The sequence below is a fragment of the Akkermansia muciniphila ATCC BAA-835 genome, assembly GCF_000020225.1.
Lineage (GTDB): Bacteria > Verrucomicrobiota > Verrucomicrobiia > Verrucomicrobiales > Akkermansiaceae > Akkermansia > Akkermansia muciniphila.
This window is the reverse complement of record NC_010655.1, coordinates 944,266-969,221: the sequence shown is the minus strand read 5'-3', so window position 1 is coordinate 969,221 and position 24,956 is coordinate 944,266. Positions and strand designations below refer to the sequence as shown.

20 protein-coding genes are annotated in these 24,956 nt (G+C 52.7%); 13 read left to right on the top strand and 7 right to left on the bottom strand.

What is annotated here, in order from left to right; all coding sequences use genetic code 11:
* Positions 1-5: 5 nt before the first annotated feature.
* The gene (locus AMUC_RS04435) at positions 6-1,067 is read right to left on the bottom strand and encodes a lipid A deacylase LpxR family protein (RefSeq protein WP_012419871.1); all 1,062 of its coding nucleotides are present in this window, start codon (positions 1,065-1,067) and stop codon (positions 6-8) included.
* A gap of 124 nt (positions 1,068-1,191) precedes the next feature.
* Between AMUC_RS04435 and AMUC_RS04430 the strand changes: the two genes are divergently transcribed.
* From AMUC_RS04430 to AMUC_RS04405, 6 genes are all read left to right on the top strand, one after another.
* Positions 1,192-2,007, top strand: a complete 816-nt coding sequence (locus tag AMUC_RS04430; RefSeq protein WP_012419870.1) for a TatD family hydrolase — start codon at positions 1,192-1,194, stop codon at positions 2,005-2,007.
* Positions 2,008-2,076: 69 nt separating this feature from the next.
* Complete coding sequence (locus tag AMUC_RS04425) at positions 2,077-2,556, top strand: LysM peptidoglycan-binding domain-containing protein (RefSeq protein WP_022198170.1); 480 nt, start codon at positions 2,077-2,079, stop codon at positions 2,554-2,556.
* Positions 2,557-2,585: 29 nt separating this feature from the next.
* Positions 2,586-3,317, top strand: a complete 732-nt coding sequence (locus AMUC_RS11885) for a L,D-transpeptidase (RefSeq protein ID WP_012419868.1) — start codon at positions 2,586-2,588, stop codon at positions 3,315-3,317.
* 289 nt (positions 3,318-3,606) lie between these two features.
* Positions 3,607-4,986, top strand: a complete 1,380-nt coding sequence (locus AMUC_RS04415) for an MATE family efflux transporter (RefSeq protein ID WP_012419867.1) — start codon at positions 3,607-3,609, stop codon at positions 4,984-4,986.
* Positions 4,987-5,186: 200 nt separating this feature from the next.
* Positions 5,187-6,239 (top strand): Rossmann-fold NAD(P)-binding domain-containing protein, encoded by a 1,053-nt coding sequence (locus AMUC_RS04410; protein ID WP_012419866.1) that lies wholly within the window; start codon positions 5,187-5,189, stop codon positions 6,237-6,239.
* Between the two features lie 102 nt (positions 6,240-6,341).
* Positions 6,342-6,782: a hypothetical protein gene (locus AMUC_RS04405; RefSeq protein ID WP_012419865.1), complete on the top strand. Its 441-nt coding sequence runs from the start codon at positions 6,342-6,344 to the stop codon at positions 6,780-6,782.
* A 304-nt stretch (positions 6,783-7,086) separates the two neighbouring features.
* Here AMUC_RS04405 and dnaN read toward each other — a convergent pair whose 3' ends face one another.
* Complete coding sequence (gene dnaN / locus AMUC_RS04400) at positions 7,087-8,187, bottom strand: DNA polymerase III subunit beta (protein ID WP_012419864.1); 1,101 nt, start codon at positions 8,185-8,187, stop codon at positions 7,087-7,089.
* A gap of 450 nt (positions 8,188-8,637) precedes the next feature.
* Between dnaN and AMUC_RS04395 the strand changes: the two genes are divergently transcribed.
* On the top strand, positions 8,638-9,366 hold the full coding sequence (locus tag AMUC_RS04395; protein WP_131072198.1) for a LamG domain-containing protein: 729 nt from the start codon (positions 8,638-8,640) through the stop codon (positions 9,364-9,366).
* Positions 9,367-9,457: 91 nt separating this feature from the next.
* Here AMUC_RS04395 and AMUC_RS11880 read toward each other — a convergent pair whose 3' ends face one another.
* The gene (locus AMUC_RS11880; protein WP_012419862.1) at positions 9,458-10,267 is read right to left on the bottom strand and encodes a DapH/DapD/GlmU-related protein; all 810 of its coding nucleotides are present in this window, start codon (positions 10,265-10,267) and stop codon (positions 9,458-9,460) included.
* A gap of 408 nt (positions 10,268-10,675) precedes the next feature.
* Between AMUC_RS11880 and ribD the strand changes: the two genes are divergently transcribed.
* A complete protein-coding gene (gene ribD, locus AMUC_RS04385; protein WP_012419861.1) occupies positions 10,676-11,746 on the top strand; it encodes a bifunctional diaminohydroxyphosphoribosylaminopyrimidine deaminase/5-amino-6-(5-phosphoribosylamino)uracil reductase RibD in 1,071 nt (356 codons plus the stop codon).
* A 486-nt stretch (positions 11,747-12,232) separates the two neighbouring features.
* On the opposite strand, the gene mnmG is transcribed toward ribD, so the two are convergent.
* Entirely contained in the window at positions 12,233-14,119 is a 1,887-nt protein-coding gene (mnmG, locus tag AMUC_RS04380) for a tRNA uridine-5-carboxymethylaminomethyl(34) synthesis enzyme MnmG (RefSeq protein WP_012419860.1), read from the bottom strand.
* The gene (holA, locus tag AMUC_RS04375; RefSeq protein WP_162288234.1) at positions 14,119-15,225 is read right to left on the bottom strand and encodes a DNA polymerase III subunit delta; all 1,107 of its coding nucleotides are present in this window, start codon (positions 15,223-15,225) and stop codon (positions 14,119-14,121) included. The genes mnmG and holA overlap by 1 nt, the downstream gene beginning before the upstream one ends.
* A gap of 211 nt (positions 15,226-15,436) precedes the next feature.
* On the opposite strand from holA, the gene AMUC_RS04365 reads away from it, so the two are divergent.
* From AMUC_RS04365 to hrpA, 3 genes are all read left to right on the top strand, one after another.
* Entirely contained in the window at positions 15,437-16,939 is a 1,503-nt protein-coding gene (locus tag AMUC_RS04365) for a trypsin-like peptidase domain-containing protein (protein ID WP_081429113.1), read from the top strand.
* A 121-nt stretch (positions 16,940-17,060) separates the two neighbouring features.
* On the top strand, positions 17,061-17,543 hold the full coding sequence (gene ilvN / locus AMUC_RS04360) for an acetolactate synthase small subunit (protein WP_012419857.1): 483 nt from the start codon (positions 17,061-17,063) through the stop codon (positions 17,541-17,543).
* A 68-nt stretch (positions 17,544-17,611) separates the two neighbouring features.
* Positions 17,612-21,307, top strand: a complete 3,696-nt coding sequence (gene hrpA, locus AMUC_RS04355) for an ATP-dependent RNA helicase HrpA (RefSeq protein WP_012419856.1) — start codon at positions 17,612-17,614, stop codon at positions 21,305-21,307.
* 92 nt (positions 21,308-21,399) lie between these two features.
* Here hrpA and AMUC_RS04350 read toward each other — a convergent pair whose 3' ends face one another.
* A complete protein-coding gene (locus AMUC_RS04350) occupies positions 21,400-22,104 on the bottom strand; it encodes a potassium channel family protein (protein WP_012419855.1) in 705 nt (234 codons plus the stop codon).
* Between the two features lie 10 nt (positions 22,105-22,114).
* Positions 22,115-23,863, bottom strand: coding sequence for a TrkH family potassium uptake protein (locus AMUC_RS04345; RefSeq protein WP_012419854.1), 1,749 nt, complete (start codon positions 23,861-23,863; stop codon positions 22,115-22,117).
* A gap of 2 nt (positions 23,864-23,865) precedes the next feature.
* Here AMUC_RS04345 and AMUC_RS12525 point away from each other — a divergent pair, with 2 nt between their 5' ends.
* The gene (locus tag AMUC_RS12525; RefSeq protein WP_153951257.1) at positions 23,866-24,033 is read left to right on the top strand and encodes a hypothetical protein; all 168 of its coding nucleotides are present in this window, start codon (positions 23,866-23,868) and stop codon (positions 24,031-24,033) included.
* A gap of 143 nt (positions 24,034-24,176) precedes the next feature.
* On the top strand, positions 24,177-24,944 hold the full coding sequence (hisF, locus tag AMUC_RS04335; protein ID WP_012419852.1) for an imidazole glycerol phosphate synthase subunit HisF: 768 nt from the start codon (positions 24,177-24,179) through the stop codon (positions 24,942-24,944).
* The last annotated feature ends 12 nt before the right edge of the window (positions 24,945-24,956 follow it).

Here is a 24,956-nt window from a genome sequence, read left to right as displayed (position 1 = left end):
AGCCGTTAAAAAGTATGCCGAAGCTGGAGAATGCCCACACACTGCATGGATTCCTGCTGGGTGTATTCCTTGGTCATGTAATGCAGGCCGAAAAGCAATTCCGAGCGCTTGTACCGGAAGCCGAAGCCATAACCCCATTCTCCCACTACGGGATACTTGTTCACATACTTGGGGGAGGAACGAAACACCGTACCATCCAGATACAGGTCATGAGCCACGGCTCGCACGGCAGCATGAATATAACCGTAATACCCCCAATTGGAAACGGACATCCTGTTATAAACGAAGGGAGGTGCTGCACTGGTCGCTCCGCGAATGCTGTTCTCCGGAGAAGTATTGCCCAGATTATAGCCGAAGCGGAAGGACATGCCGCCCCCCGCCTGCACCTTTACTGTGCCGGCGTCCGCATGCCAGTAAGCCAGGGCATCCGTTTCAAAACCGGAGCCGTAGCGCTTCTCCAGTCCGCGCAGGCGGTAATACCGCTTGAAAAACAAATTGGCGGTCATCTCTCCGGGGAGCTGGTTGGCCCAGCCGGGCCATTGCTCCATACCCCACAGCTTATGGATGAAATGCTGGGAGCCCTTGGCGAGGGAATTCGTGCCCGTGGTGCCGAGTTGCAGCTCCAGGGAATTGGCCCGGTCTTCATTCTTGACCAGGGAGGTCAGCCCCAGCGTCAGGTTGCCCACATAGGGGTGCTGGTTGTAGATGGGATAGGTGGCCTTCTGCTCCGGGGTGTACATGAGCTGGGTCAGGTCCAAACCCCACTGCTGGCGCAGGTTGGCGGAACCGTTCATGCCCATGAACCGCCGCCAGGAATCCGAGGCGTTCGTGCCGCCCAGCACTGTTCCCAGCATGCCGGAAAACGTATGGCTCCGGGACGTGGTGCCGGACATCCACGCAAAGCGGACGCCGTTGGTATAATTATCATCATCCCCCACGAACATATCGTTTTCCAGATGGAAACTGATAACGGAGCCCTCCTGCGGCGCTTCTATCTGCTGGGTTCCTGCCTGCAGGAAGCCCACCGGCAGCAGGGCGGCGCACATGCACAAAGCCGTACATTTCATGCGGGGCAGTTTGTGCGTTTCACTTCCGCGTGGCAAGGAAAAATCAGGCATGCTCTGCGTTTACACTTTTCAAAGCCGGCAAATATCCACAAACTTCATCCGTTCCGCCACAGTCCCTTACACCATGATTATTGACACGCACTGCCATCTGGCTTCCGCTCAATTCGACCAGTCCCGCAGGGAAACTTACGTCCAGCATGCCCTCCGGGAAGGCATTGACCGCATGATTACGCTGGGGGCGCGGATGGATGACTGGGAGGCAAACACGGCGTGGGCGCGCCAGTTTCCCGGCGCGGTTTTTTGTGCGCTGGGCATCCATCCGGACGATGCCCATGACGCCCCGGCAGACTGGGCGGACCAGCTTTTCCGGAAGGCGCAGGACGTTCCCCTGGCCGCCATCGGGGAAACGGGCCTGGATTACTTCCACGGGGCGCCCCAAGGCTGGGAAACGGAACAATTCCACCGCCTTCAGCAGGACCTTCTGGAACGGCACTTTGACCTGGCGGAGCGCCTGGGCCTTAATATCGTCCTGCATACGCGGGACCGGAAAGGCTCCGCGAGCTTTGAGGACGCCTTGGCTATTGCCCGGAACTACGCGGGCCGCGTGCGTCCCGTATTTCACTGCTTCATCGGAAATACCGCTCAGGCCATGCGGATCTTTGACGAACTGGACGGCATGGTCTCCTTCACCGGGGTGGCTACTTTTAAAAACGCCCCCGTAGTGGCGGAAACCGCAAGCTGGTGCCCGGAAAACCGTATCATGCTGGAAACGGACTCCCCCTATCTCAGCCCGGAACCCCTCCGGGGCCGCATGAACGAACCCGCCCATCTCATTCATACAGCCCGTTTCATCGCCGCTGCCAGAGGCATGAACCTGGAAGATCTGGCCCATGTGACGACCCGAAATGCGGAAACCTTTTATAATCTGGGCAAGGTCTGAAAAAAAATCCCGACAATCCGCGCTACCGCCTTGAATCCGAAATCATAAATTAGTATGAACAGGGCACACATGAAAACGCCATTCATTTTAACCTGCGCCTGCGCTGCCGCGCTGGTATTCCCCCTCTCTTCCTGCTCCACCCAGAATTCCTCCACGGCCGGTTACGACACTGCGGAACCGGCCAGCGGCGAAATCCCGCCGTGGATCGCGGAAAGCTCTGATCCCGCTTACGAATCCGGCCATTACAGCCCGGTTCAGAGTTCTTCCAGCTACGCTTACAATCCCCCCGCCAAGCCTTCCGTCACTAAAAAATCATCCGCGCGGAAGAGCACGGCCGGCAGCAAATCCTCCCGCAGCACGGCTGCCAGAAAGAGCTCCTCCCGTAAATCCGCTCCCAAGGCCCGCACCTACACCGTGAAGAAAGGCGATACGCTGGGAGCCATCGCCCGCAGGAACGGCACCTCTGTCAAGGCCCTTAAAAGGGCTAACGGCCTTAAGTCCGATCTGATTCACATCAACCAGAAGTTGACGATTCCGCGTTCCAAGTAATCCGGGGAATCCTCCCGGTTCCACCACTTATGAAGCCTCTCCTTGTTCTGGCCGCCTTCCCCATGGTGCTCATGGGGTGGGCGTCCTGTTCCCACTCCGGCACGGGCCATGCGGCCCTGCCGGATCCGCGTGCCGTGGACAAATCCGTTCCGGAATATAAAAACCCGTTTCATCCTTCCACATACGCTCATTTTGTAGCCCGCAAGGACTACCGGAAAACGTACGACGTCTATAAGGACGATACCTTGCTGAACCGCCAGCCGAAAAAATCCCGAAAAATCTTCGTCTGCCTGGACGAACAACGGGGCCAGTATCTGGTGGACGGCTTGGTTGCCATGGACTTCCCCCTCTCCTCCGGCGTAAAAGCCTATCCGACCAAAACGGGGGACTACGCCGTTATCTCCAAAAAGGAAGACCATGCTTCCAACCTCTACGGCAAAATGTATGATGCCGAAGGCAAATGCATCAACTACAATGCCGAATCCACGGATCCCATACCGGAGGGAGGTCGTTTTGACGGCTCTCCCATGCCTTATTGGCAGCGTCTTACCAACGCGGGGCTGGGCCTGCATGTAGGGAAAGTTCGGCGGCATCCTGTTTCCCATGGCTGCGTCCGTTTGCCGCGAAATGTTGCGGAAATCCTCTACAGGCAAACCAGCATAGGAACGCCCGTTACCATCCAGAAAACGCCGCTCCCCGTGCCGGAAGCGCAGAAAATCCCTCCCGCACAACAACAGGAATCCGGAGGCCGCAAACCATAGCCTGCCGGGAAAACGCTCCCTTCAAAACACAAACTGTTTTAAAAAGACTGCCCGGAAAGCAGTCTTTTTTCTATCCCATTTTTTCCAAGGCATTAACATGACGTATAAAAAAATTATATTTCCTAAATTATTGCACTATTTTTACGACCACACAACGAAAAGAAGCGTTTTGTAATCCTCATCGGAGGGCAAATAAAAATGCCGGATAAGATGACTGGGTAAAACCAATCACCTTATCCGGCATTTTTTGTTTCCCGGCAAAAAATAGCCATAAGAATAACAGACACATATGAAAAGAAATGCAATTGATTTAGGCACACTGGACGTATGCACATTATTCAGAAAGTATTTTATCCCGACCTTATTCGGGATGCTTAGCATATCGGCAGTAACGGCAGTAGACGGAATACTCGTCGGTCACGGAATCGGAAGCGATGGCATTGCCGCTATCAATATATGCATTCCCCTGCTGATGTTGTTTACCGGGATAGGGCTCATGGCAGGCGTAGGCTCATCCGTAGTCGCTTCCATTCAGCTATCAAAAGGAAAACTGGAAGCCGCGCGCCTTAATGTCACCCAGGCCTTGTTGTTCGTCACCATTGCCGCCATCGTGCCATCTGCCTTGATGATGGCATATCCGTCAGCTACAGCCCGATTTTTAGGCGCTTCCGAACATCTTACCCCCATGGTTAGGGAATACCTGTTGTGGTTCATCCCCTCGTTGATATTCCAGATGTGGTGCTCTGTCTGCCTATTCATGATTCGTTTGGATGGCGCTCCGAAGTTGGCTATGATGTGCAATATCATTGCTGCAATCATCACCGTAATACTCGGTTGGCTGTTTATCTTTCCATTGGGCTGGGGATTGACGGGAGCTGCTTTCGCCGCAACCATAGCACTGTTTGCGAGCGGCGCCACGGGCCTTATTTATTTATGGATATTTGCACATAAACTGCGGCTTTATCCTATTAAATGGAGCATCAGAAGTTTTCGGTTCTCCCTCCTTAATATTGTCTGCCAATGTCGCATCGGTTCTTCCGCTTTGCTGACTGAAGCGACACTGGCCACGCTCATGTTCGTCGGGAACCACACATTGATGAAATATCTGGGAGATAATGGAGTAGGAGCGTTCGGCATTGCCTGCTATTACCTTCCGTTCGTATTCATGGTAGGCAATGCCATAGCGCAATCAGCGCAACCCATCATCAGCTATAACTTCGGGCTTGGAGAGAAAAAACGCGTAGCCGATACAAAACGGATCGCATTATTTACCTCCGTTGTTTGCGGCATAGTCACGACGGCAGCATTCATTTTGTTCCCGCATATTCTGGTAGGCTTGTTCGTCAATCCGGACAGCACTGCGGCGCTCATAGCCATTGAGGGATTTCCATATTTCTCCCTGGCATTTGTTTTCTTCATCATCAACCTGATGCTCATCGGTTATTACCAAAGCGTGGAAAATGTAAAACTCGCCAATTTGTTTGCCCTGTTGCGAGGATTTGTTTTTCTTATTCCATGCTTTATCCTGTTGCCTGAAGCAATGGGAACGAACGGTGCGTGGCTAGCACTTTGTCTGTCGGAAATGTTGACCATATTAACAGTTGCTGTCCTATTTATTCTACGCAAAAAGAAAACACTTCTTCATCAAACAGGTGAAGAATGCAGTTAAAAAGATTGTTCTCAGGCATGCCACGACACACGCATAAAATACTTGCAAGCGAATATAGATGACTTAGCACTTTGTCTTCCCTGAACTGGCTACAGCTTTTAAAAATTATTAAACAAAAGATATTTCTTTAACAAAGTTTTTCTGGGAAAACGACAGGATAGGGATTACCCTCTGCTGTGAGAAACCCTAAGATTTTTGTTATGCCTGCATCTCCGGAGCGCATTCTGGAAAATTTGTTCCCCTTTTACCGGCAGGAAGAATTTCCCGTTCTCCTGCACCAGTATAAAACGTGGTCGGAAAGTCGCCCTCTGGAAGGATGCCGGATTATTGACGCTTCTCCCGTGTTCCGGAATACCTGCGCCAAATACGCCTCTCTTCTGGCCGCAGGAGCGGAGCTGACAGTAGCGGTCTCCCCGGTAATGCCCTATGACCCGGAAACAGCCGTATTATTGGGACAGTATGGAATTCCAGTGGTGGAAGCGGAACGGGCAGGCGGACCTTATGATGTGGTCATGGACTGCGCCGGAGTGCTCAGCCATGTTCCCAGCCGCTACGGGTATGTGGAATTAACCCGCTCGGGTGCGGAACGCTATGCGGCATGCACGCAGCCCGTGTGGATGGTGGACGCCGGAAAGATTAAACAGATAGAAACCTGCCTTGGAACCGGAGAAAGTTTTTTCCGGGCTCTGGAATCTCTTGGAATAAAAAATGAACAGGGACAGACTCTGGTAGTCATCGGACATGGAAAAGTTGGCCGCGGAATAGCTCTGCATGCTCTCAGACGGAAACTGAATGTCATTGTAGCGGACGTGGAAAAAAAACCTCTGGCTTTCGCCTCTTTTGTGCCGGCAACGGACAGGGAAACCCTTACTGACGCAATCAGGCATGCTTTCTGCGCCGTTACGGCTACGGGAAAGCGGCATGCCATGTCAGGGCTTATTGAGCCGGACATGCCCTTCTCTTCCGGCGTTCTGCTTGCCAATATGGGTGTGGAGGATGAATGGGGGCCGGAAATTCCGAAAAACCGCCTGTTGAACGAAGGCCGCCCTCTTAATTTTATTCTGCCGGACCCTACGCAAATGCGTTACATTGATCCGCCCCTGGCTCTTCATAACCAGGGAGCTCTGGAACTTGCCGAAGGCCGAGTTTTGCCTGGCCTTTTTCCTCCGCCGCCGGAAATGGAAGAACATTTTCTTTCCCTGATACGTTCCTGCGGTTCCGTACCGCCTGACATGCTGAACTGGATTTCCTGACTTATCACCTTGTCTTTGCCGGGATAAAGCGGTAGCGTATAGAATACGGTCGGGAACTTATTGTTCCATGGTCGGTTTGACGTTTCATTGACTTCGCAACTCATGAACACTTATTATTTCTACCGCAGTTATCGGCTGGGAGGGAGAATTCTCGGAACCCTGGGATGCAGCCTGGCCTGGGCTTTTTTCGGTTCCGGCTGGTGGAACTTTCTTCTCGGCGCCCTTTTACTGTTCCTGTGGCTTCCCGTTATTATGGGCAGGCCTTATTTTCTCACAATCACTTCTTCTTCCATCTTCTGGGGCAACAGCATTTCACGCAGGGAAATACCGTGGGAATTAATTGAACGCATAGGATGCACACCAAATAATGAGGCAGAACCCGGATTGATGATTAAATTGAAGGACGGACGTATTCTGGATGTGGAACATTCCTGTTTCAATTCCATATCCTCCGTCCGTGAAGCCATTCTTCAAGCATCCGGTTTTTATCCCTTTCATCTTGCTCCGGACTTGTTCGCTCCTCCGGGTTTGCTGGGCGAGTGATACGGAGTAAAATTTGTCAATTCTCCGCTCTGAATATTTGCTGTCCCCGCATCTTCTCATTCCCGGATAATGGCATTCTCCCGTCGTCGCAGAGGTTTCCGGTGATGCCCCTCGCGCCCCATGCAGGTGTTCCGTCTTTTCAAGGCAGATTACAGTTTTCCTGTAATGGAAAATAAAAAATGTTCCACGTAGAACATTTATGTGAATAACATTTCTTTTCCATTCACTCTCAGCCAATAAAAAAACAGGCGTCATGTCTCCATGACGCCTGTTCCTCTGTATGAACGATTTTGTGCCACCAAAATCAATTGGGAGATCTCATCGGCATGAGCACATACAGGAACTCATCGCCAATCTTCAAGACGCCCGGACTCATTTCATCAATGAGGTTCAGCGTAATGACCGTATCCCCGGCCATCGTCTTCAGGGGAGCCATGAAGAAATCCGGATTAAAGGAAATGGAAAGCGGCCTTCCGGAATAAGTGATCGTCATCGATTCATGAGCTTCGCCCACTCCTTCTGCGCTGGAAGCCACTTCCAGTTCGTTTTCACGAAAATTCAGCTTGATATTTGTGCTCTTATCCACGGAAAGGAGAGAAACACGGCGCACTGTCTCCAGCAGTTCCCCGCAGGGAAGTTCGATACTTTCCTTGCAATCCGTAGGAATTACCTGCCGGTAGTTCGGGTAATTGCCGTCAATCAGTTTGCTGATTAAGAGCGTATCGTTGATTTCAAAGGCTGCCTGGTTGCGTGTGAACCGGATCGTGACGGTTCCCACTTCATCCAGAAGGCGGCGGAGTTCTCCGACAGCCTTAGTGGGCAGGATGGCATCCAGTTGCTGTTCTTCCGGAAATTCCAGGGCGGTTTCCGCCAAAGCCAAACGACGTCCGTCCGTGGCTACCAAAGTCATTTTACCATTGCGGAAAGAAAGGGAAATGCCGTTCAACACGTAGCGGGTCGTATCCGTGGAAATGGCATATTCCGTCCGGCGGATACAGTCGCGCAACATATTCTGCTCCACCTGGTACACAGTAGCCTGCTCAAAAGACGGCAGTTCCGGAAATTCATCCGCCGGAAGGCCGTTCAGTTTAAACTGAGAGCGGCCACATTCCACAGCAGCCTGGTTGCGTTGGTTGACATCCACCTGGACTTCGGCTTCAGGAAGTTCGCTGATAATGCTCACCAGCTTTTTAGCGGGCAGGGTCACGGTGCCTTCACGCAGCACATTTGCGGGAACCACGCCAGTAATACATACATCAAGATCAGTAGCCGTAAAACGTACCTGGCCGTTTTCAGCTTCAATCTTGACGTTGGAAAGAATGGGCAGCGTCGTCTTGGAAGACACAACGCTGGCAACCTGTCTCAGCCCGTCGAGAAATACTTGCTTGGAAATGGTAAACTTCATGTGTCTGTGCTTTTATCTGCCTCGCATCTTCTCATAAGTGCCTTTCATGGTTCAAGCCATTTCTCCGTCAAACCCTAATATTTGGCAGTATTTTTTTAAAAGCATACTATATATAGTAATATGCAATTTCTCTGGGCATATCTTGCATGAAAAGGTTTTTCAAATTATTTAAGCATTCTTAAAAATCCATTCCGGGGAATCAGATTTCTTCAATATCCTTGTGCGGATTATAAATCCGGATATTGTCTCTTTTTTCCCAGGATGCGGCAATTTTATTGAAAATGTACGTTTTCTTTCCAACAGGAATGCCGTTTCTGTTTTCTCTTCTTTTATCTTCTCCGTAATCTTTTTTCCGTTAAATGATTTGTTTTCAGAAAAATAATTTGACCCCGGATTTATAATCCGCTACCCTCCTATCGGATTGATTTTAACCCATATTTCAGAATTTCCGTGAAACGCTCATTTATTATTTTATCTTTACTGGCAGCGGCAGGCATGGCCCAGGCGGCTACCCCTATCTATTCCTGGGAATGGACTGCGGAAGGAGCACAAATAACCGCCCCCAACTGGAACGGTTCCTTCAATTACACTTCCGGCAATGATTACGCCACGTTCGGCAGCAGTTCCGGCACTCCCTATAACTCAAACATAACGGGCATCCAAGACAGTTTCACCGTGAGCTTTGACCTGAAAAACCTGAGTTCCACCAGCAATGGGTGGAAAGACATTTTCAGCCTGTACACCAATGGAACGGTCTCCGGAGAATCCAACAGCATGGTGCTGGAATTCACTAATAACGGAGAACTATACCTCTACAATAAGGGGTTCGGCGGCCAAACTGGCGGAAATATCAATACGGGATTGACCTGGACGGATCTCCAGCAGGACAGCTGGACTAATCTGAGCATCGTTTCCGATCTTTCCTCCCAAACGCTTTCCGTGTATGTCAACGGCGCTCTGGCAGGTACGATTACCGAGTGGAATCCATCCTCCCCTGCCCTGACAGGCTCCCAGTTTGGAGCTTCTTTTGGAAATACCCGCCCCATGAACGGCACTATGGATATCAACAACATCAAATTTTATGACGGCGTTGTGCTTCCTGTGCCGGAAGCAGCCACAGCTTCCCTGGGCCTGTTGGGGCTGGCTGCCCTGATGATGCGCCGCCGCCGGTGCTGCTGAAGCAACTTTAACCATTCGCCAAAGGCCGCATGCGGGAAGACGTTTTTCCGCATGCGGCCTTTTCAGTATTAAGAGAATTCCTTTACCCGATTCATGCCCCCGTGAAGACTTCCCCCGGTCTGGTCCAAGCACCGGGAGGAAGAACCCGCCCCGGCAAAACGACGGTATTGGCACCCAGCCGAACATGGTCTCCAATGACGGCGCCAAGCTTGTTTCTTCCAGTAAATTCCAGCTTTCCTCCCGCCACCATTCTGTGTTCGCCGCCATCATGGCGAAAATTGGAACATACCGTTCCGGCGCCGAAATTAACGTCACTGCCAATAATGGAATCCCCCGCATAACTCAAATGAGGAATAAATGTGCCGTTGCCGATGATACAATTTTTCAGCTCCACTCCCTGCCCTACTACACAGCCATTCCCCAAAGATACACAACCCCTTAAATAGCAATTAGGCCCTATGCGGCAGCCATCACCCGCCCACACGGCTCCCTCTACAACCACGCCGGGCATGATGACGGTTCCTTCCCCTACCCGGAGCGTTCCCATGACATAAACCCCTTCCCTTCCGGAGAAATCCTCCCACTCCATCTTCTCCATCACTCTTTCCTGCCATTCCAGAAGATCCCAGGGATAAACGAGGCGCTCTATCGCTGCTTCCTTCCGCGTGAATACCCGCGTCAACCCGTTTTCCCCGCTTTTCCGGGCCAGCAAATGCCCTTCTTCACTCCTTGCTTCCCCTGCCCCGCAAAAGGCAAGCCATATGGCCGCCTCCGGGGAAAAATCATGCATGGACACTTCTATGATTTCTCCTTTTTCTTCTGAAACCGGCGTTCCCGGGTCAAAAACCGCTTCAAAGCCCACTTCCCGAAGGCGGGAAGCACAGTAAGCGGCTATATTCATTCCAGCCACGGAAAAGCCGTAGAAGGGCCTTTCAGGGCTTGTAGCGGGAAAAGTATGATCCCTCTCCGGAATGTAAATCAATCTGGCAGCCTTCACAAAAGGATGGTATGCTTTCCTCCGGGTTTTCTGCAAGCAGGAATGCCGTTTCTGTTTACAGCCGCACCTGCCAATAACCTTGTGAAAGGCTAGGTTGATTAACTGTGAGTATGATGTGAATAACTTATTCAGATATTATCCACAAATTTGCAGGCCAAATTTATTAACATTTGAAATGATACTCAATACTCTCTTTTACAACCACTTAAAATCTTATTCACACTAGGCACACAGTAGAAGAAGAAGGAATTTAATATTGTTAAACCTAATATTCTTCAATCACACAACGTGATTGTCCTTCTTCCGGTTTTCATGCTACAAAACGGCGTGAATACGAAAAATCAGGATGACTGTTGGATGAACATGGCCATAAAACTGGCCTCAAATGGAATTGGACTTACGAGTCCGAATCCCTGCGTGGGGGCAGTCATTGTGCATGAAAACCAGGTGATTGGTTCGGGATTTCATAAAAAAGCCGGCTTGCCTCATGCGGAAAGAGAGGCCATTGCCGACGGAGTGGCGAATGGCAATGCCCCCCTGTTCGCGGACTCAACTTTGTATGTTACTCTGGAACCATGCAGTACTTCCGGGAAAACACCGCCTTGTACGGATGCCATTTTGAAATATCGTTTCAAACGGGTAGTTTATGGTTCGGAAGATCCTAATCCCAAACACCGCGGCGCTGCGGCTGATATTCTTGAACAGGCCGGCATCAAGGTTACCCGCGGGGTTCTGGAGAAGGAATGTGATCGTTTAATCAGGAGGTTCAGAGTGAACATGCTGGAAGGGCGTCCCTGGGTAATTGCAAAAAGCGCCATGTCTCTGGATGGCCGCATTTCCCGTAGTCCGGAACGTTCCCAATGGCTGACGAATGAAAAATCCAGATCTTTTGTACATACCCTGCGTGCCGAATGCGATGCGGTTCTTACCGGAGGGAATACCGTGCGTCTGGACAATCCGTCTCTGACCATTAGGAAACCGGATCGTCCTGTTTCTCCCCTTAAGGAACAACCCTGGCGTATTATTCTAACCCATGATGCCTCTTCCATACCTGCGGATTCCATTTGTTTAACAGATGAATTTCGTGACCGCACTTTGGTTGTGGAGAATGTTTTTAGTTATTTGGAATTATTAAAAAAATTATATAATGATAAAAAAATAGGAACTATCCTGCTGGAAGCGGGAGGCTGTCTGGTCCGGGAATTTCTGAAAGCCGGTTTAGTCGACGAGTGGGTGGGGTTTTATGCTCCCATCATTATCGGCGGCGGTGCGGACGGCGTAGCGCCCGGTCCGTTTCTGGAGCATGAAGCCCATCTTGAACAACCTGTTGTAAATATTTTTGGAGGTGATGTATGTATCCGGGGAGATATCTGTTACCGGTAATGGATAAGGTCTTTTGTTTATTGGTTATCCGAAGAATTTTAAACTTGGGAAGGTAATTTTCATTAGCCCGGTGGATTTGTCATTCAGCCCTTCCGGCCTCCCTTGCCCCTTGGAGTAAGCTTAATGCTGTTTTTTCTTATCGGCAGTATTTGAATGAAATACGTGAAAAAATCGGGTGATGCTTCTTAATGATTTTCAATGGATAAATCAGAAAGGTCGGTATTCAATAATACTGAAGGGATATTCCATTTCTTTTTACGACAAGCAGAAAGTGGTGGTTGTTCGGAGGAAGGGAAGAGCTGCTGTCGCGCAAAAAGACATTCAGAAAACAGTATTGAATCTTTTTATCGACTCCAGGCAATGGCGACAGGGAAATATAATGGGATCATATACGGCTCAAGGATGTCCCTGTCATATTTATTTTTCCAATACCCGCCTCCTATGGTCTTCCTTAAATTGAAATTTTTGAATAAAAAACGCGGGGTATTATGTTTGTTGCCTGCTGCGTTTTTGCAGATGCACAAGCAACAGGGCGATATCTGCCGGGGTAATTCCAGGAATGCGGGAGGCCTGCCCGATAGTTGCAGGACGTATGTTGCCCAGCTTGATGACAGCCTCTTTTTTTAAGGCATGGACATGTTTGTAATCAATATCGGAGGGAATAGTTTTATTTTCCATCCGTATGATTTTTTCCGCCTGTTTTTTCTGCCTTTCAATATGCCCTTCGTACTGGATATCCGTAGCAATGGCATCCAAATGTTCCACGTGGAACATTTTTTTCAGTTCTTCAGGCAATAGAGTCCAGTCATTGCCGGGCCTTTTAAGCCATGTGGAGAGAGAAACTCCTTCATGTTTAAGCGCGGCAGCTTTTATTATTCCTTCTTCAACGGCGTTTTTCCTGTCTTCAGCCTTCCGGGCCATTTCACAGGTAATAAGGCCCGCTTCAAAAGCCAGAGGGGCCAACCGCAGGTCTGCATTATCCTGACGCAGCAACAGGCGGAATTCTGCCCGGCTGGTAAACATGCGGTAAGGTTCATCGGTTCCTTTGGTAACAAGGTCGTCTATCATGACGCCGATGTAAGCCTGATCCCGGCGCAGCACCAGAGAAGGTTTGCCCAGGGTTTTCAGAGCGGCGTTCGCTCCCGCCATTAGTCCTTGCGCTGCGGCTTCTTCATAGCCGGAAGTACCGTTGATTTGACCTGCAAAGTACAGGTTTTCCACCAGTTTTGTTTCCAGCGTAGGATGCAATTGCGTGGGAGGACAGAAGTCGTATTCCACCGCATATCCCGGACGGATCAGCTGTGCGTTTTCCAGGCCGGGAATGGTATGGATGAAGTCGCACTGAGCGGAGTAGGGCAGTGAAGTAGAAACTCCGTTAAGGTAGAATTCCTCCGTACTGCGGCCTTCCGGTTCCAGGAATACCTGATGGCTGTTTTTTTCCGCAAAGCGCACGATTTTATCTTCTATGGAAGGACAATACCGGGGGCCTACGCCTTCAATGATACCGCTGTAAAGGGGGCTGAATTTTAAGTTCTTCCGGATAATGTCGTGCGTAGTCTGGTTGGTGTAGGTGATCCAGCACGGCATTTGCTTCATCCGGAAATTTTCATCTCCCCACGTGTTCAAAGTGCAAAAGGGTTCGGAATCACGTTTCAGTATATCACGGGAACGGTAGCTGAACAGGGCTTCCGGAGCGTCTCCGGGCTGTATTTCGCAGACGGAAAAGTCGATGGATCTTCCATTGACGCGGGGAGAAGTTCCTGTTTTAAGCCTTTCCACCTGAAAACCCAGCATGGCAAGATCGGCGGAAAGGCTGGAAGAAGCGCAACCCATTCGGCCTCCTGTTATGTGTTGAAGGCCCACATGAAGCAATCCCTTCATGAATGTCCCGGAGCAGATAATCACGCTGCGGGCATGGATGGCGCAGCCCAGAGAAGTAACGGCTCCCGTTGCCTGCTGTTCTCCATTGACGAGCAGTTTGACCACATCTCCCTGAAACAGGCGTATGCCGGGGGCGGTTTCCAGAACCATTTTCATTCTTGTGCGGTAGGCTGTTTTATCGCACTGGGCGCGGGGAGCGCGCACGCTGGGCCCCTTGGAAGCGTTCAGCATCCGGAATTGAATGGCGGTAGCATCCGTGTTCAACCCCATCGCTCCCCCCATGGCATCTATTTCCCGGACGATATGCCCTTTGGCAAGTCCCCCAATAGCCGGATTGCAGGACATTTGTCCGATAGTATCCAGGTTATGAGTTAGGACGGCGACGGAACACCCCAGACGGGATGCTGCCAGTGCCGCCTCAATGCCTGCGTGCCCGGCGCCGACGACGAGAACGTCAAACAGGGGAAAAACGGAAGAAGAGGAGGAGTTCATCAGGATGCGGAGCAGATAGCAAGACGATGCAGAATCAGGCGGGGATCAAGAGAGGAGGACACCAGGGCTTTATCCGCCTTCATGCATTCTTTCAAAGTTTGCTTCAGCCGTTCCGTCTTGAATTTGGAAGCATTCTGCGCCGCCAGAAAAAGCGGATACGCATTGGGTGTACCGTCTTTTTTCAAGGGAATTAACGCGGCCGCATAGGAGGGCAGGGAAGAAATGCGGGCCGTAAATTCCTTGAAATTGGTGGGCTTCAGGTTGAATGCGTCACATAAAAGTCTGGCAGCCAGCAAATTTCTTAACGTAGGGATGAATGCGGCACGCATGATTGTGATGGCGTTTTCACCGCGTTCCAGTTGAAAGTCAATCAAAGAGATGGCCGCATCGCTTTTCTTGTTTTCCAAAGCCCGGGAAATTTCAAAAATAACGCCTGTACGCGTCAGCGGAACCATGCGCTCGACATCCTCCGGCATTACGGTGCGTCTGTCCGCTCCCAGATAAAGATCCAGTTTTTCAATTTCGGAAATGATTTGGCGGGAGGATTCGCTGACGCGGTGAATGAACAGTTCCAGGGCGGCGGAGTCGAAATTCATGCCCCGCGCCGCCGTTTCCTTATTAATGAGGGGCATTAAACTGCCTTCCCAGCCTGCTTTCGTGATGTCCGGCTTGTTCAATTCTTCCGATGCGGCGTATTGAAGCAGGAATTTGTTAAAGGAACGGCGTTTGTCAAATTCGGAGGCGGAAATAAGAAGCAGGACGTCCGACCCCAGGCCGCTTTCCAGCAATTGCCTGAAAGAATCCAGAGCCGCTTCCGTGGTGGAGGAACGCCCCGTGACGGAGTCTCCCAGAAAATTGCAGTTCTTCATCCAGACTACTTTGCGCCCCGGAAAAAACGGGAGGGTCCGCAGAGCTTCCATAACCTGGCGTACCAGCTGGGCCGCTTCATCGGAATCACCGCAGGCCGCTTCCAGAATTTCATGGGAAAATTCGTTTGTGCCTTCCGTCAGAGCGGCAAAGATGCCGGAAGCCTTTTCACGCACCATTCCTTCATCCGTACCGAAGACGAGATGAATGGCCTGTTGTTGTAAAGTGCTGGAACCCATAAAACCGTAGCCGCATGATATCATAAAGTACGCCTTGTTGAAAGGCGTATTTGTCATTTGAAAGTTTTTTCATTTGAAGAGAAAGTACTTAAATAGTATCAATGGAACCGGAATGTCAAAAAGCGGCTGAAGCTTGACAGGCTCCGTTTTCAGGCATCTCCTTGTGATCAAGCCGCAAACCGTTTGATCGTTATTACGGCAGGGCATTTCCATGAGATCGACCATATGGACACGGGCTTTACTTGTCATCATGATGACGGTTATGATGACCGTGGTCTCCGTTGCCTATTGGAGATGGAACAGTCGTGTTACGGAGAAGAATGTTTCCTTCCGGTCGGAAGTGTTTACCCTGGCCCAGCAGCCCGAATTGAAGGAGGAGGATATTCCTGTTTTGCACCAGCTCAATGAGGAATATTCACGCGTTGCCCGGCTGGTGGAACGGGTATTGGTCAGCATAGACACTACAGGCGTGACAAGCGTTCCTCAGCCTTCCGAGGATGGTGATTTCATGGTTGAAAAGAGGCTGACGGTTCATGGTTTGGGTTCCGGCGTCATTGTTACTGAAGAAGGGCATATTATTACCGCCTACCATGTCATTCAGAACAAGCATGCGCTGCGCGTTACGCTGAGCAATGGGAAAAGCGTTTCCGTACGCCTGGTAGGGGTGGATCCGGAATTGGATATCGCCGTGCTGCAGGTAGAAAACCCGATGACGTTTACCCCCCTTCCGTTCGGCAACAGTGATGAAATTGCGCCCGGCATGATTGTTCTGGCATGCGGCAATCCCTATGGGCTGGGCACGACTGTTTCCCGCGGCATTATCAGTGCCCGTGAACGCAAGCTGGTGGATTCCGGCATTAACTTGATCCAGACGGATGCCAGTATCTTCCCGGGGAATTCGGGAGGCCCCCTCATCAACATCCGCGGGGAAATCATCGGCATCAATAAATCGGTGCTTCCCAATGCGGAGAAAAATTACGCCGGCATTGGGTTTGCCATTCCCTCCAATCTGGTGATGCACAGCTTTGAGCAGATTTGCAAACATGGCCGCCCCATGAAAGGGTATCTGGGATTGGACATTGTGCGCAATACTCCCCCGCTTCGCAGCTTCCTGGATTATCATGAGGCGGGAGGCGCAGTAATCAACATCGTGAAGCATGGTTCCCCGGCGGAGCAGGCAGGCCTTCAAACAGGTGACGTAATACTGAGTTTCAACGAAGTCCCCATCCAGACGGATGAGGAAGTGAAGGAACGCATTGAAAATCTTTCCATCGGCGACAAGTTCCGGCTGAAAGTCTGGCGCAAAGGGCAAAAAATGAACGTCACCCTGAAGGTGGGAGATAGTATTTTAAAAAATGTTCCTTCTCCTTGGGAAGACTTCATGGAAGGAGTGGGAATGCATTTGCGTGAACTGACTGCGGAAGAACAATCCATAGGTGCTCGGGGGTTGCTGGTCATTCAAGTGAATCCGAAGAAATCCGTGGGGCAGATATTGCAGGCCGGCGACATGGTCTTTGCCGTAAACCACCAGAGTGTCAGCACCAAGGAAGCCTTGGTCAAAGCTCTTAGGGAAGGGCCGGCATTGCTGACCGTTTCCCGCGATGGGCAGCAATTCAATGTGAAAGTGGATGCGCGCCCCGTTTCTGAAAAAACATTGCTTCCCCGCATTCCGGAGGCGACAAAAGGCAACGCCATCATACCGCACGAGCTTTGATCCGGCCTGAGCGGTTCCTGCCGGAACCCCCGTTAGGAAAAACGTTTTCCGGCATCGCCGTCCGCAGGCTTGACTGGCAGTTAAAAGTGCTTACAATGCATCACCTTTAAGAAATTAAATTATGACTCGTCATACTATCTCCGTACTTGTTGAAAACAAATTTGGCGTGCTTGCCCGCATTGCCGGTTTGTTTAGTGGACGGGGCTACAATATTCATTCGTTGAACGTTGCCCCTAGCCAGGACCCGCGCTTTTCACGGATGACCATCGTCGTACGCGAAAAGGAGGATGTTCTGGACCAGATTATCAAGCATCTGGAAAAACTGGTCAACACGGTGGAAGTAGTAGATTTCCGCAATACGGACAATGTGTACCGGGAAACGGTATTGACCCGCATTGGCGTAGATTCCGCCACGCGGCATGAAGTCATTGAGTTCTGCCAGATACTGGGCGCCCACATTGTGGATGTCACGCGGGACGCCCTGACCATTGAAGTGACGGGAGGCGAGTACAAGATAGACCGTTTCCTGTCCCTCATTGAGGATTATGATGTGCAGATGCTGACCCGGAGCGGCCGTATCGCCCTTCCCAAACCCTGTCAGTAAAAGAACCTCCCGGTTTTCTTCTTCAACCCTGCAGGACGTTCTTGCAGGGTTTTTTTCTCATCTTCACCATGAACATTACTTATCCGGATCTACCCATTTCCCGCCGCCGGAATGACATTCTGGCGGCAATGCGGGAGCACCAGGTCATTGTCGTAGTGGGGGAGACGGGATCCGGTAAGACTACCCAGCTCCCTAAAATGGCCATGGAGCTTGCCGGGGAGGCGCGGGGCAGAGTAGGATGCACCCAGCCCAGAAGGCTGGCTGCTGCTTCCGTTTCCCGCCGAGTGGCGGAGGAATTGAACTGCGACCTGGGAGGTTTGGTGGGTTACCAGGTGCGCTTTGAGGAAAAAGCCGGGCTGGATACGCGCCTGAAGTTCATGACGGATGGGATTCTTCTGGCGGAAACGCAGCATGATCCGGATCTGCGCCAATATCATACCCTGATTTTGGATGAGGCGCATGAACGCAGCCTCAACATTGACTTTTTGCTCGGCTATCTGCGGCTTTTGCTGGGCAGGCGGAGAGACTTGCGGCTGGTCATCAGTTCCGCGACGCTGGATGCCGGCGGGTTTTCCGAATTCTTTGGAGGCGCGCCTATTATTCAAGTAGAAGGCCGCACTTATCCGGTGGACTTCCACTATCTGCCGCCGCTGCATGACGATGAGGAACTTCCGGCTCATGTGGCGCGTGCCGTGGATTGGCTGGATACTCTGGACGACCGCGGGGATGTGCTTGTCTTCCTTCCCGGAGAACGCGAAATACGTGAGGTGGCGGAAAAACTGGAAGGCCGGAATCTGAGAAACACGCGCATTCTGCCTTTGTTCGCCAGGCTGGGCCTGGCGAACCAGCAAAGGATTTTTCATCCGGAGCAGGGATACCGCCGCATCGTGCTGGCTACAAATGTGGCGGAAACGTCCCTGACAATCCCCGGCATCATTTATGTTATTGACTCCGGCCTGGCGCGCGTCAGCCGCTATAGCCCGGCACGCCAAGTGCAGCGGCTTCAGATAGAACCCGTCTCCAAGGCCAGCGCCCGCCAGCGCGCCGGCCGTTGCGGCCGTGTGTGCGAAGGTGTGTGCATCCGCCTGTACAGTGAGAAGGACTGGGAGGACAGGCCGGACTTTACGGACCCGGAAATCAGGCGCAGCGCACTGGCCGGGGCGCTGCTCCGGATGAAAGACCTGGGATTGCCGGAAATGCCGGAGTTCCCGCTTCCGGATCCTCCTTCATCCAAACTGGTGACGGAAGGTTACCGCACCTTACGGGAGATCGGCGCTCTGGACAAAGCCCGGCAGCTCACGCCCGTAGGCAGAAAGCTGGCGCGGTTGCCCATTGACCCGCGGCTGGCCCGCATGCTGCTGGAGGCACAACATGAACAGGCCCTGCCGGAAATGCTGGTGATTGTAGCCGGCCTGGGCATCATGGATCCCCGTGAACGCCCTGCGGATGCCGCTCAGAAAGCGGACCAGGCCCACGCGCAGTGGAAGGAAGAAGATAGTGACTTCCTGTCTCTGCTCAAATTATGGAAGGCTGCATGGCAATTCCGGGAGGGAAGGCGCTGGCGTAAAAACCAGCTTCGGAAATGGTGCGGGAAAAATTTCCTCAATTTCAACCGCATGATGGAATGGTTCAATTTATGGGAGGACCTTTCCCGGCTGGTCAGGGAAACACTGAAATGCAGAATTTCCCCTTTGGAAGAAGAAACGGAGCGGCAGGCTTCCTTTGCCATGATTCACCGGAGCATCCTGGCGGGCGTTCCGCGCCAGTTCGGCCTCTGGGATGCAGACAACCGGGAATATCGCGGCGCCGGAGGACGTTCCTTCGGCATTTTTCCCGGTTCCGGCCTGTTCCGCCGTAAAAAAAGGAGTGAATGGGTAATGGGCGTGGAGTTGGTGGACACCACGCGCCTGTGGATGCGCCGCGCCTCCATTTTGGAACCGGGATGGGTGGAGCTGGTAGCGCCCCATCTGTGCGAATCACACTATTCCGGAGCGCGGTGGGACAGGGAGCAGGGGGCTGTTTACGCAGTGGAACGCGTCGTGTGCGGCGGCTTGCGCATTATTGATAACAGGCGTGTGCACTATGGCCGTATCAATCCCGCCCATGCGCGGGAAATAATGATACGCGAAGGCCTGTTGGGCGGTGGTTTCCGCACGAAACCCGCCTGTATCAGGCATCTGGAAACACTCCGGGAAGAGGTTCGGCAGATAGAGCTGAAGTTGCGCCGTCCGGACCAGGTCTGGTGTGAGGAAGGAGTTTTTGAATTCTTTAACAGGCTTGTTCCCCCGGACTGCTGTACGGCCAGGGCTTTTTTGCGGTGGGCCGCCGGTATGGAGAAGAAAAACCCGGAAGCTCTGCATGTTCCGCCACAGGAAGCCATGTACGAATTCTGGGGGAAAGACCTGCTGGATGGTTTTCCGGATGAAATCACCTGTAAAGGAGCGGAATATGCCGTGTATTACCAGAATGATCCCGGCGCGGAGGATGACGGCGTGACCCTGGGCGTCCACATCGACCAGTTGCCGGATATTCCCGAATGGTTGCCGGAGTGGGGGGTTCCCGGTCATCTGGCCCAGCGGGCGGAATGCCTGCTGCGTTCCCTTCCCAAGGATTTGCGCGTCTTTCTCCAGCCTATCAGCCAAAAGGCCGCTTACTTTGCGGAACTGAGGCATGGCCTGGAACCGGACGGGCCGCTGGCGGGGAAACTGGCGGAATTTGTGGAAGTGGAAACGGGAAAATTTTGCGCGCCCTCCTTTTTTGACATGAACCGTCTTCCTGCGGAGCTGGTTACGAAAATATGGGTGTGCGATGATGAAGGGGAAGAGCTTGCCATGGGCACGGATGTTGCGGAACTGAATAACCGCTTGGGTAAAAAACTTTCCCGTCGGTTCCAGGAAACAGCGGAGGATATCGTGTCCGTAACCGGCATGAAGGAATGGAGCTGCGGAGATTTGGAATACACGGTGGATGTGGCGGGAAGGCCGGGTTATGTGGCTCTGGTGGATGAAGGAGCATCCGTGGGCGTCCGTGTCTTTGAGGATGAACTGGATGCTGCGGAATCCCACCGGGAGGGGTGCCTGCGTTTCATGCGCCTGCGCCAGACGGATCAGCTTAACCATCTCCGCAGAAAATTTCCGTTGAAGCTGGAAGGAAAGCTCTCTCTTCATATGCTCGGACGGGAGCCGTCTACCAATGCGGAAGACCTGGTGGACGTTGCCGCGGAGATAGCCATGGGCCGTCCTTTGCCGCGCACGGCGGAGCAATTCGCTGCTGCGGAAATGAATCTGCGCCAAAACCTTTTTGACGCGGCGCATAACGTGGCGGATATATGGGAACTGGTGGCGGGTACGGAACATGCCGTCAGGGACTTTACGGCGCTGCAAAAGGGTGTGCGCCATACGGAGCGCATTACGGCTGACCTTCAGCGCCAGCTTGACTGGTTGTTACGCCCCCGTTTCCTGTGGGCGCATGGAGCGGAACGCTTGCCGGACCTGAAACGGTACATGCAGGGAATTGCGGAGCGTATCAGACGCATCGGCCAGCAACCCCTTGCCAGGGAATTGGAACGCCTGGACCTCTTCGAACGCGTGTATTTTCCCTGGCATCAGGTTTTGAAGGAACATGCCGGAGACCTGCGCTGGATGCAATACGGTTATTTGCTGGAAGAATACCGCCTGGCCGTTTTCGCTCCCGCCATCTCCGTCAAGGGCCGCGTCTCCGAAAAACGTCTGGTGGCTTCTTTTGAGGCATTGTCAAGCCAGTAAAACCAGGACGGAGGCTGTTTGCACAGGCGGCTTATCCGGCGCCTTTTTCTGAAATGGAGAGGGATACCCTCAGCCTGCTCGCGGAGGATGGTTTACAATCCTTTGGATAATTGGGCGAATTCAATCAAATTGGTTTCTTTGCCGAACAGGACCAGAATGTCGTGGTCTTCAAAAACGAGATCCGGGGAAGGGGTGCCAATGACGGGAATGCGCGGTATGGACAGGATTTCCCGGCGCCCCTGCGGAGTCTGGGCCTCCCCGCGGCGGATGGTGAGCAGGTTAAGGTGGTGTTCCGTGCGCAGGCCTACATCCCGCAGGCGCTTGCCCACCCAGATGCGCGGCACGGCTATTTCCACGATGCTGTGGTTTTCGTCCATGGGGGAGACGCGCAGGAATTCCGGGGATTCCAACTGGCTGGCGAGTTGCTTGGAAGCCACGCGGGACAAGTTGATGAGCGCATACACGTTCATCTGGCTTAAAATGTGTTCGTGCACCGGACTCATGACGCGGGCGTAGATGTAGCGGACGCCCATTTTCTGAAGGTGCGTGACGACGAGAAGGTTTTCTTCAAAACTGTCTCCGATGGCGACAATGACGGCGGACTGGTCGTCCAGTTCCAACTCACGCAAAGCGGCCGGATTAGTGTAATCCGTCACCACGGCATAAGTCACCAGATCCTTGATTTGCTCCAATTCTTCATCCGTGGAGGCAACGGCTACTACTTCAATATTACGGGCGGAAAGTTCTGTGCAGAGTTCCTGCCCAAACTGGCCCAGGCCGATAACGGTGTATCTCATAATGGTATATTCAGGTTAACGGGATTTTGACGGATGGATAGCGGTAATGCCTCGGAGTAGGGGTGCCGGCCAGCGCAATGAGAAAAGCGAAGAGCCCCACGCGGCCGGCGAGCATGTTGACGATAAGAAGGTATTTGGAAGGGCCGCTTAAATCTGGAGTAATGCCCCGCGACACGCCTACCGTAGCAAAAGCGCTGCAGTTTTCAAAGAAGATATCCAGAGAGCTCATGGAGGGCTCCAAGGCGCAAATCAGGACGGTAAAGCAGCCGATCCAGGCGCAGGAGACCACCACGGTAATTACGCAGCGCGCCACGGTGCGCTGGTCGATGCGGCGGCGGAAGAATTCCACATGATCCCTGCCGCGTAGGATGCGCAGGATTTCCGCACCTGCAATGGCGCAGGTAGTGGTTCTCATGCCGCCTGCCGTGCCGCCGGGGCTGCCTCCCACCATCATCAGACCGCACATAATGAGGCTGGCTGCGGGCAGATAGCGGCCGTAGTCGCTGATATTGAATCCCGCCGTGCGTGCCGTGACGCTGTCGAAAAGGCAAATCCAGAGGTGTTCCCCCAACGGTTCCGCGGCATGGGGAGAGGAAACGGCAAAGATGGCCAGGGCGCCTCCCGCCAGCAAAATCCCCGTGGAGATCATCACCAGTTTGAAATAAGGGGTCCACTGCATGTGCAGGCGGCGGTGTTTGGAAAAAAAGCGGTTTGCCAGGCGTGAATTGATTTCCTTGTAAATGCCGAATCCCAGGCCGCCGCATACGATCAGCGCCATGATGACCGCCTGCCCGCTGTAGCACAGGCGGATGCCCGGCTCCATCAAATTCATCGGGAAAGTTGAAAAACCAGCATTGCAAAAGGCGGAAACGGAGTGGAACAGGGAATGCCACCACAAAGGCTCCCCCATCAGGTTGATGTCCTTCCCTTCCCAGGAGAAATAAAGAAGGACGGCGCCGCACAGTTCGATGAACAGCGTACTGACCACAATAGTGGTAATAAAGGAGACGACGGCCCCCAGGTTGTCTTCATCAAGCAGATCCGTCAGCAGCACGCGGTCCCTCAGGGAAAAACCCTGGCCTGCCATCATGGCTACGAAGTAGGCGAACGTCATGATGCCGAATCCGCCAATCTGGATAAGGGCAAGCGTGAACATTTCTCCCAGCGGGGTGAAAGTATGGGCAAAATCCACGGCGTTCAGACCGGTGACGCATACTGCGCTGGTGCTGGTGAACAGGGCATCCGTAAAACTGAGTGTAATACCCGGATATGTGGAATTAGGCAGCAGAAGCAATCCGGTGCCTGCCAGGATGACTACTCCCAGAGAAGCTACAAACTGCATGGCGGGGGCCATAAGAGGCCGGCCTTTTTTTTGCTTGCCCACCAGCCATTCAAAAATCCTGGTCAGGGACATCAGCGTGGGGATGGCAATCAGCCCGGCCGTAATCACCAGGCGGGAAAGCTCCGTGAACCTCATGTATCCCGCTTCCTGTTGTTCCCTGGCAATCAGGAGAAAAATCATGAGGCAGCTGATGATTTGGAAAATCAGGAGCCTCAGGGAAGGGCGGTTGATTTCCTTCCGGAAATAGGAACCCAGAATGCCCGTCAGGTGGCCCAGCGTGGCAACGGCTGCAATCAGCCGCGACCACTCATGTTCCGCCCGCGTCAGGGGCCAGCCCAGCTCCCAGACCACCGCCCCCAGAAGAATGGCAATGCAGACGGCTGCAAGTTTGGTGAATCCCGAGCGTGTAGTGGTCATGAATGGAAATGCCTTATGCGGACTCTACCACCTGGACATGGAAAGAAAAGCTCTTAGGCCGTTTTATGCATGCGGGCGGGAAAGGGGCAGATGCCGCACTGCGTTTCTTCATGGCGGGGCAGGGCCGGCCGGAAAGTGAGTGGAATAGTGATATTGATGAATTTCAGTAAATTTCTCTTACCGTGGATATGCGGGATGGAAGCGCTGCCGAAGAGGGCCTTGGTCAAAAAGGGAACATGTTTATCAAAAGGCATCCCGCGGCAAGCCGTATTTTAGGCTTTTCCTTTGGCGGCGGTGATGGCTTGATAGGGCCGTGCTGGCTAAAAGAATCATTCCGTGTCTGGACGTAACGGACGGCAGGGTCGTCAAGGGGACCAATTTCATTAATCTGAGAGATGCCGGGGATCCTGTAGAATGTGCCAGGGCGTATGATGCCCAGCAGGCGGATGAACTTGTTTTTCTGGATATTACCGCTTCTTCCGATGGCCGTGCCACCATGGCGGACGTGGTGCGCCGCACGGCGGCATGCTGCTTCATGCCGCTGACGGTAGGCGGCGGCATCCGTTCCGTAAAGGACATGCGCGAAATGCTTCTGGCGGGTGCGGACAAGGTTTCCCTGAATACGGCGGCCATCAATAGGCCGGAGCTGATTAATGAAGGTGCGGTGGCTTTTGGCAGCCAGTGCATCGTCGTCGCTATTGACGCCAAGCGCCAGGCTTCCGGCAAGTGGGGCGTTTCCACCCATGGAGGCCGGAAATTCGTGGGGCTGGATGCCGTGGAATGGGCTGTGGAGGCGGAACGCCGCGGAGCCGGGGAAATCTTGTTGACCAGCATGGATGCGGACGGAGCCAAAACGGGTTATGATATTGAATTGACCCGCGCCGTAAGCAGTGCGGTGCGCATTCCGGTAATCGCCAGCGGGGGTGCGGGTAATTTGGATCACATGGTGGACGTGCTGGTGGAAGGGAAGGCGGATGCCGTGCTGGCGGCTTCCATTTTCCATTTTGGGGAATACACGGTGCCGGAAGCCAAGGCTTACTTTGCTTCCAGAGGAATACCCGTGCGTCCTTTGGCGGAATAGCGGAAACAGCTT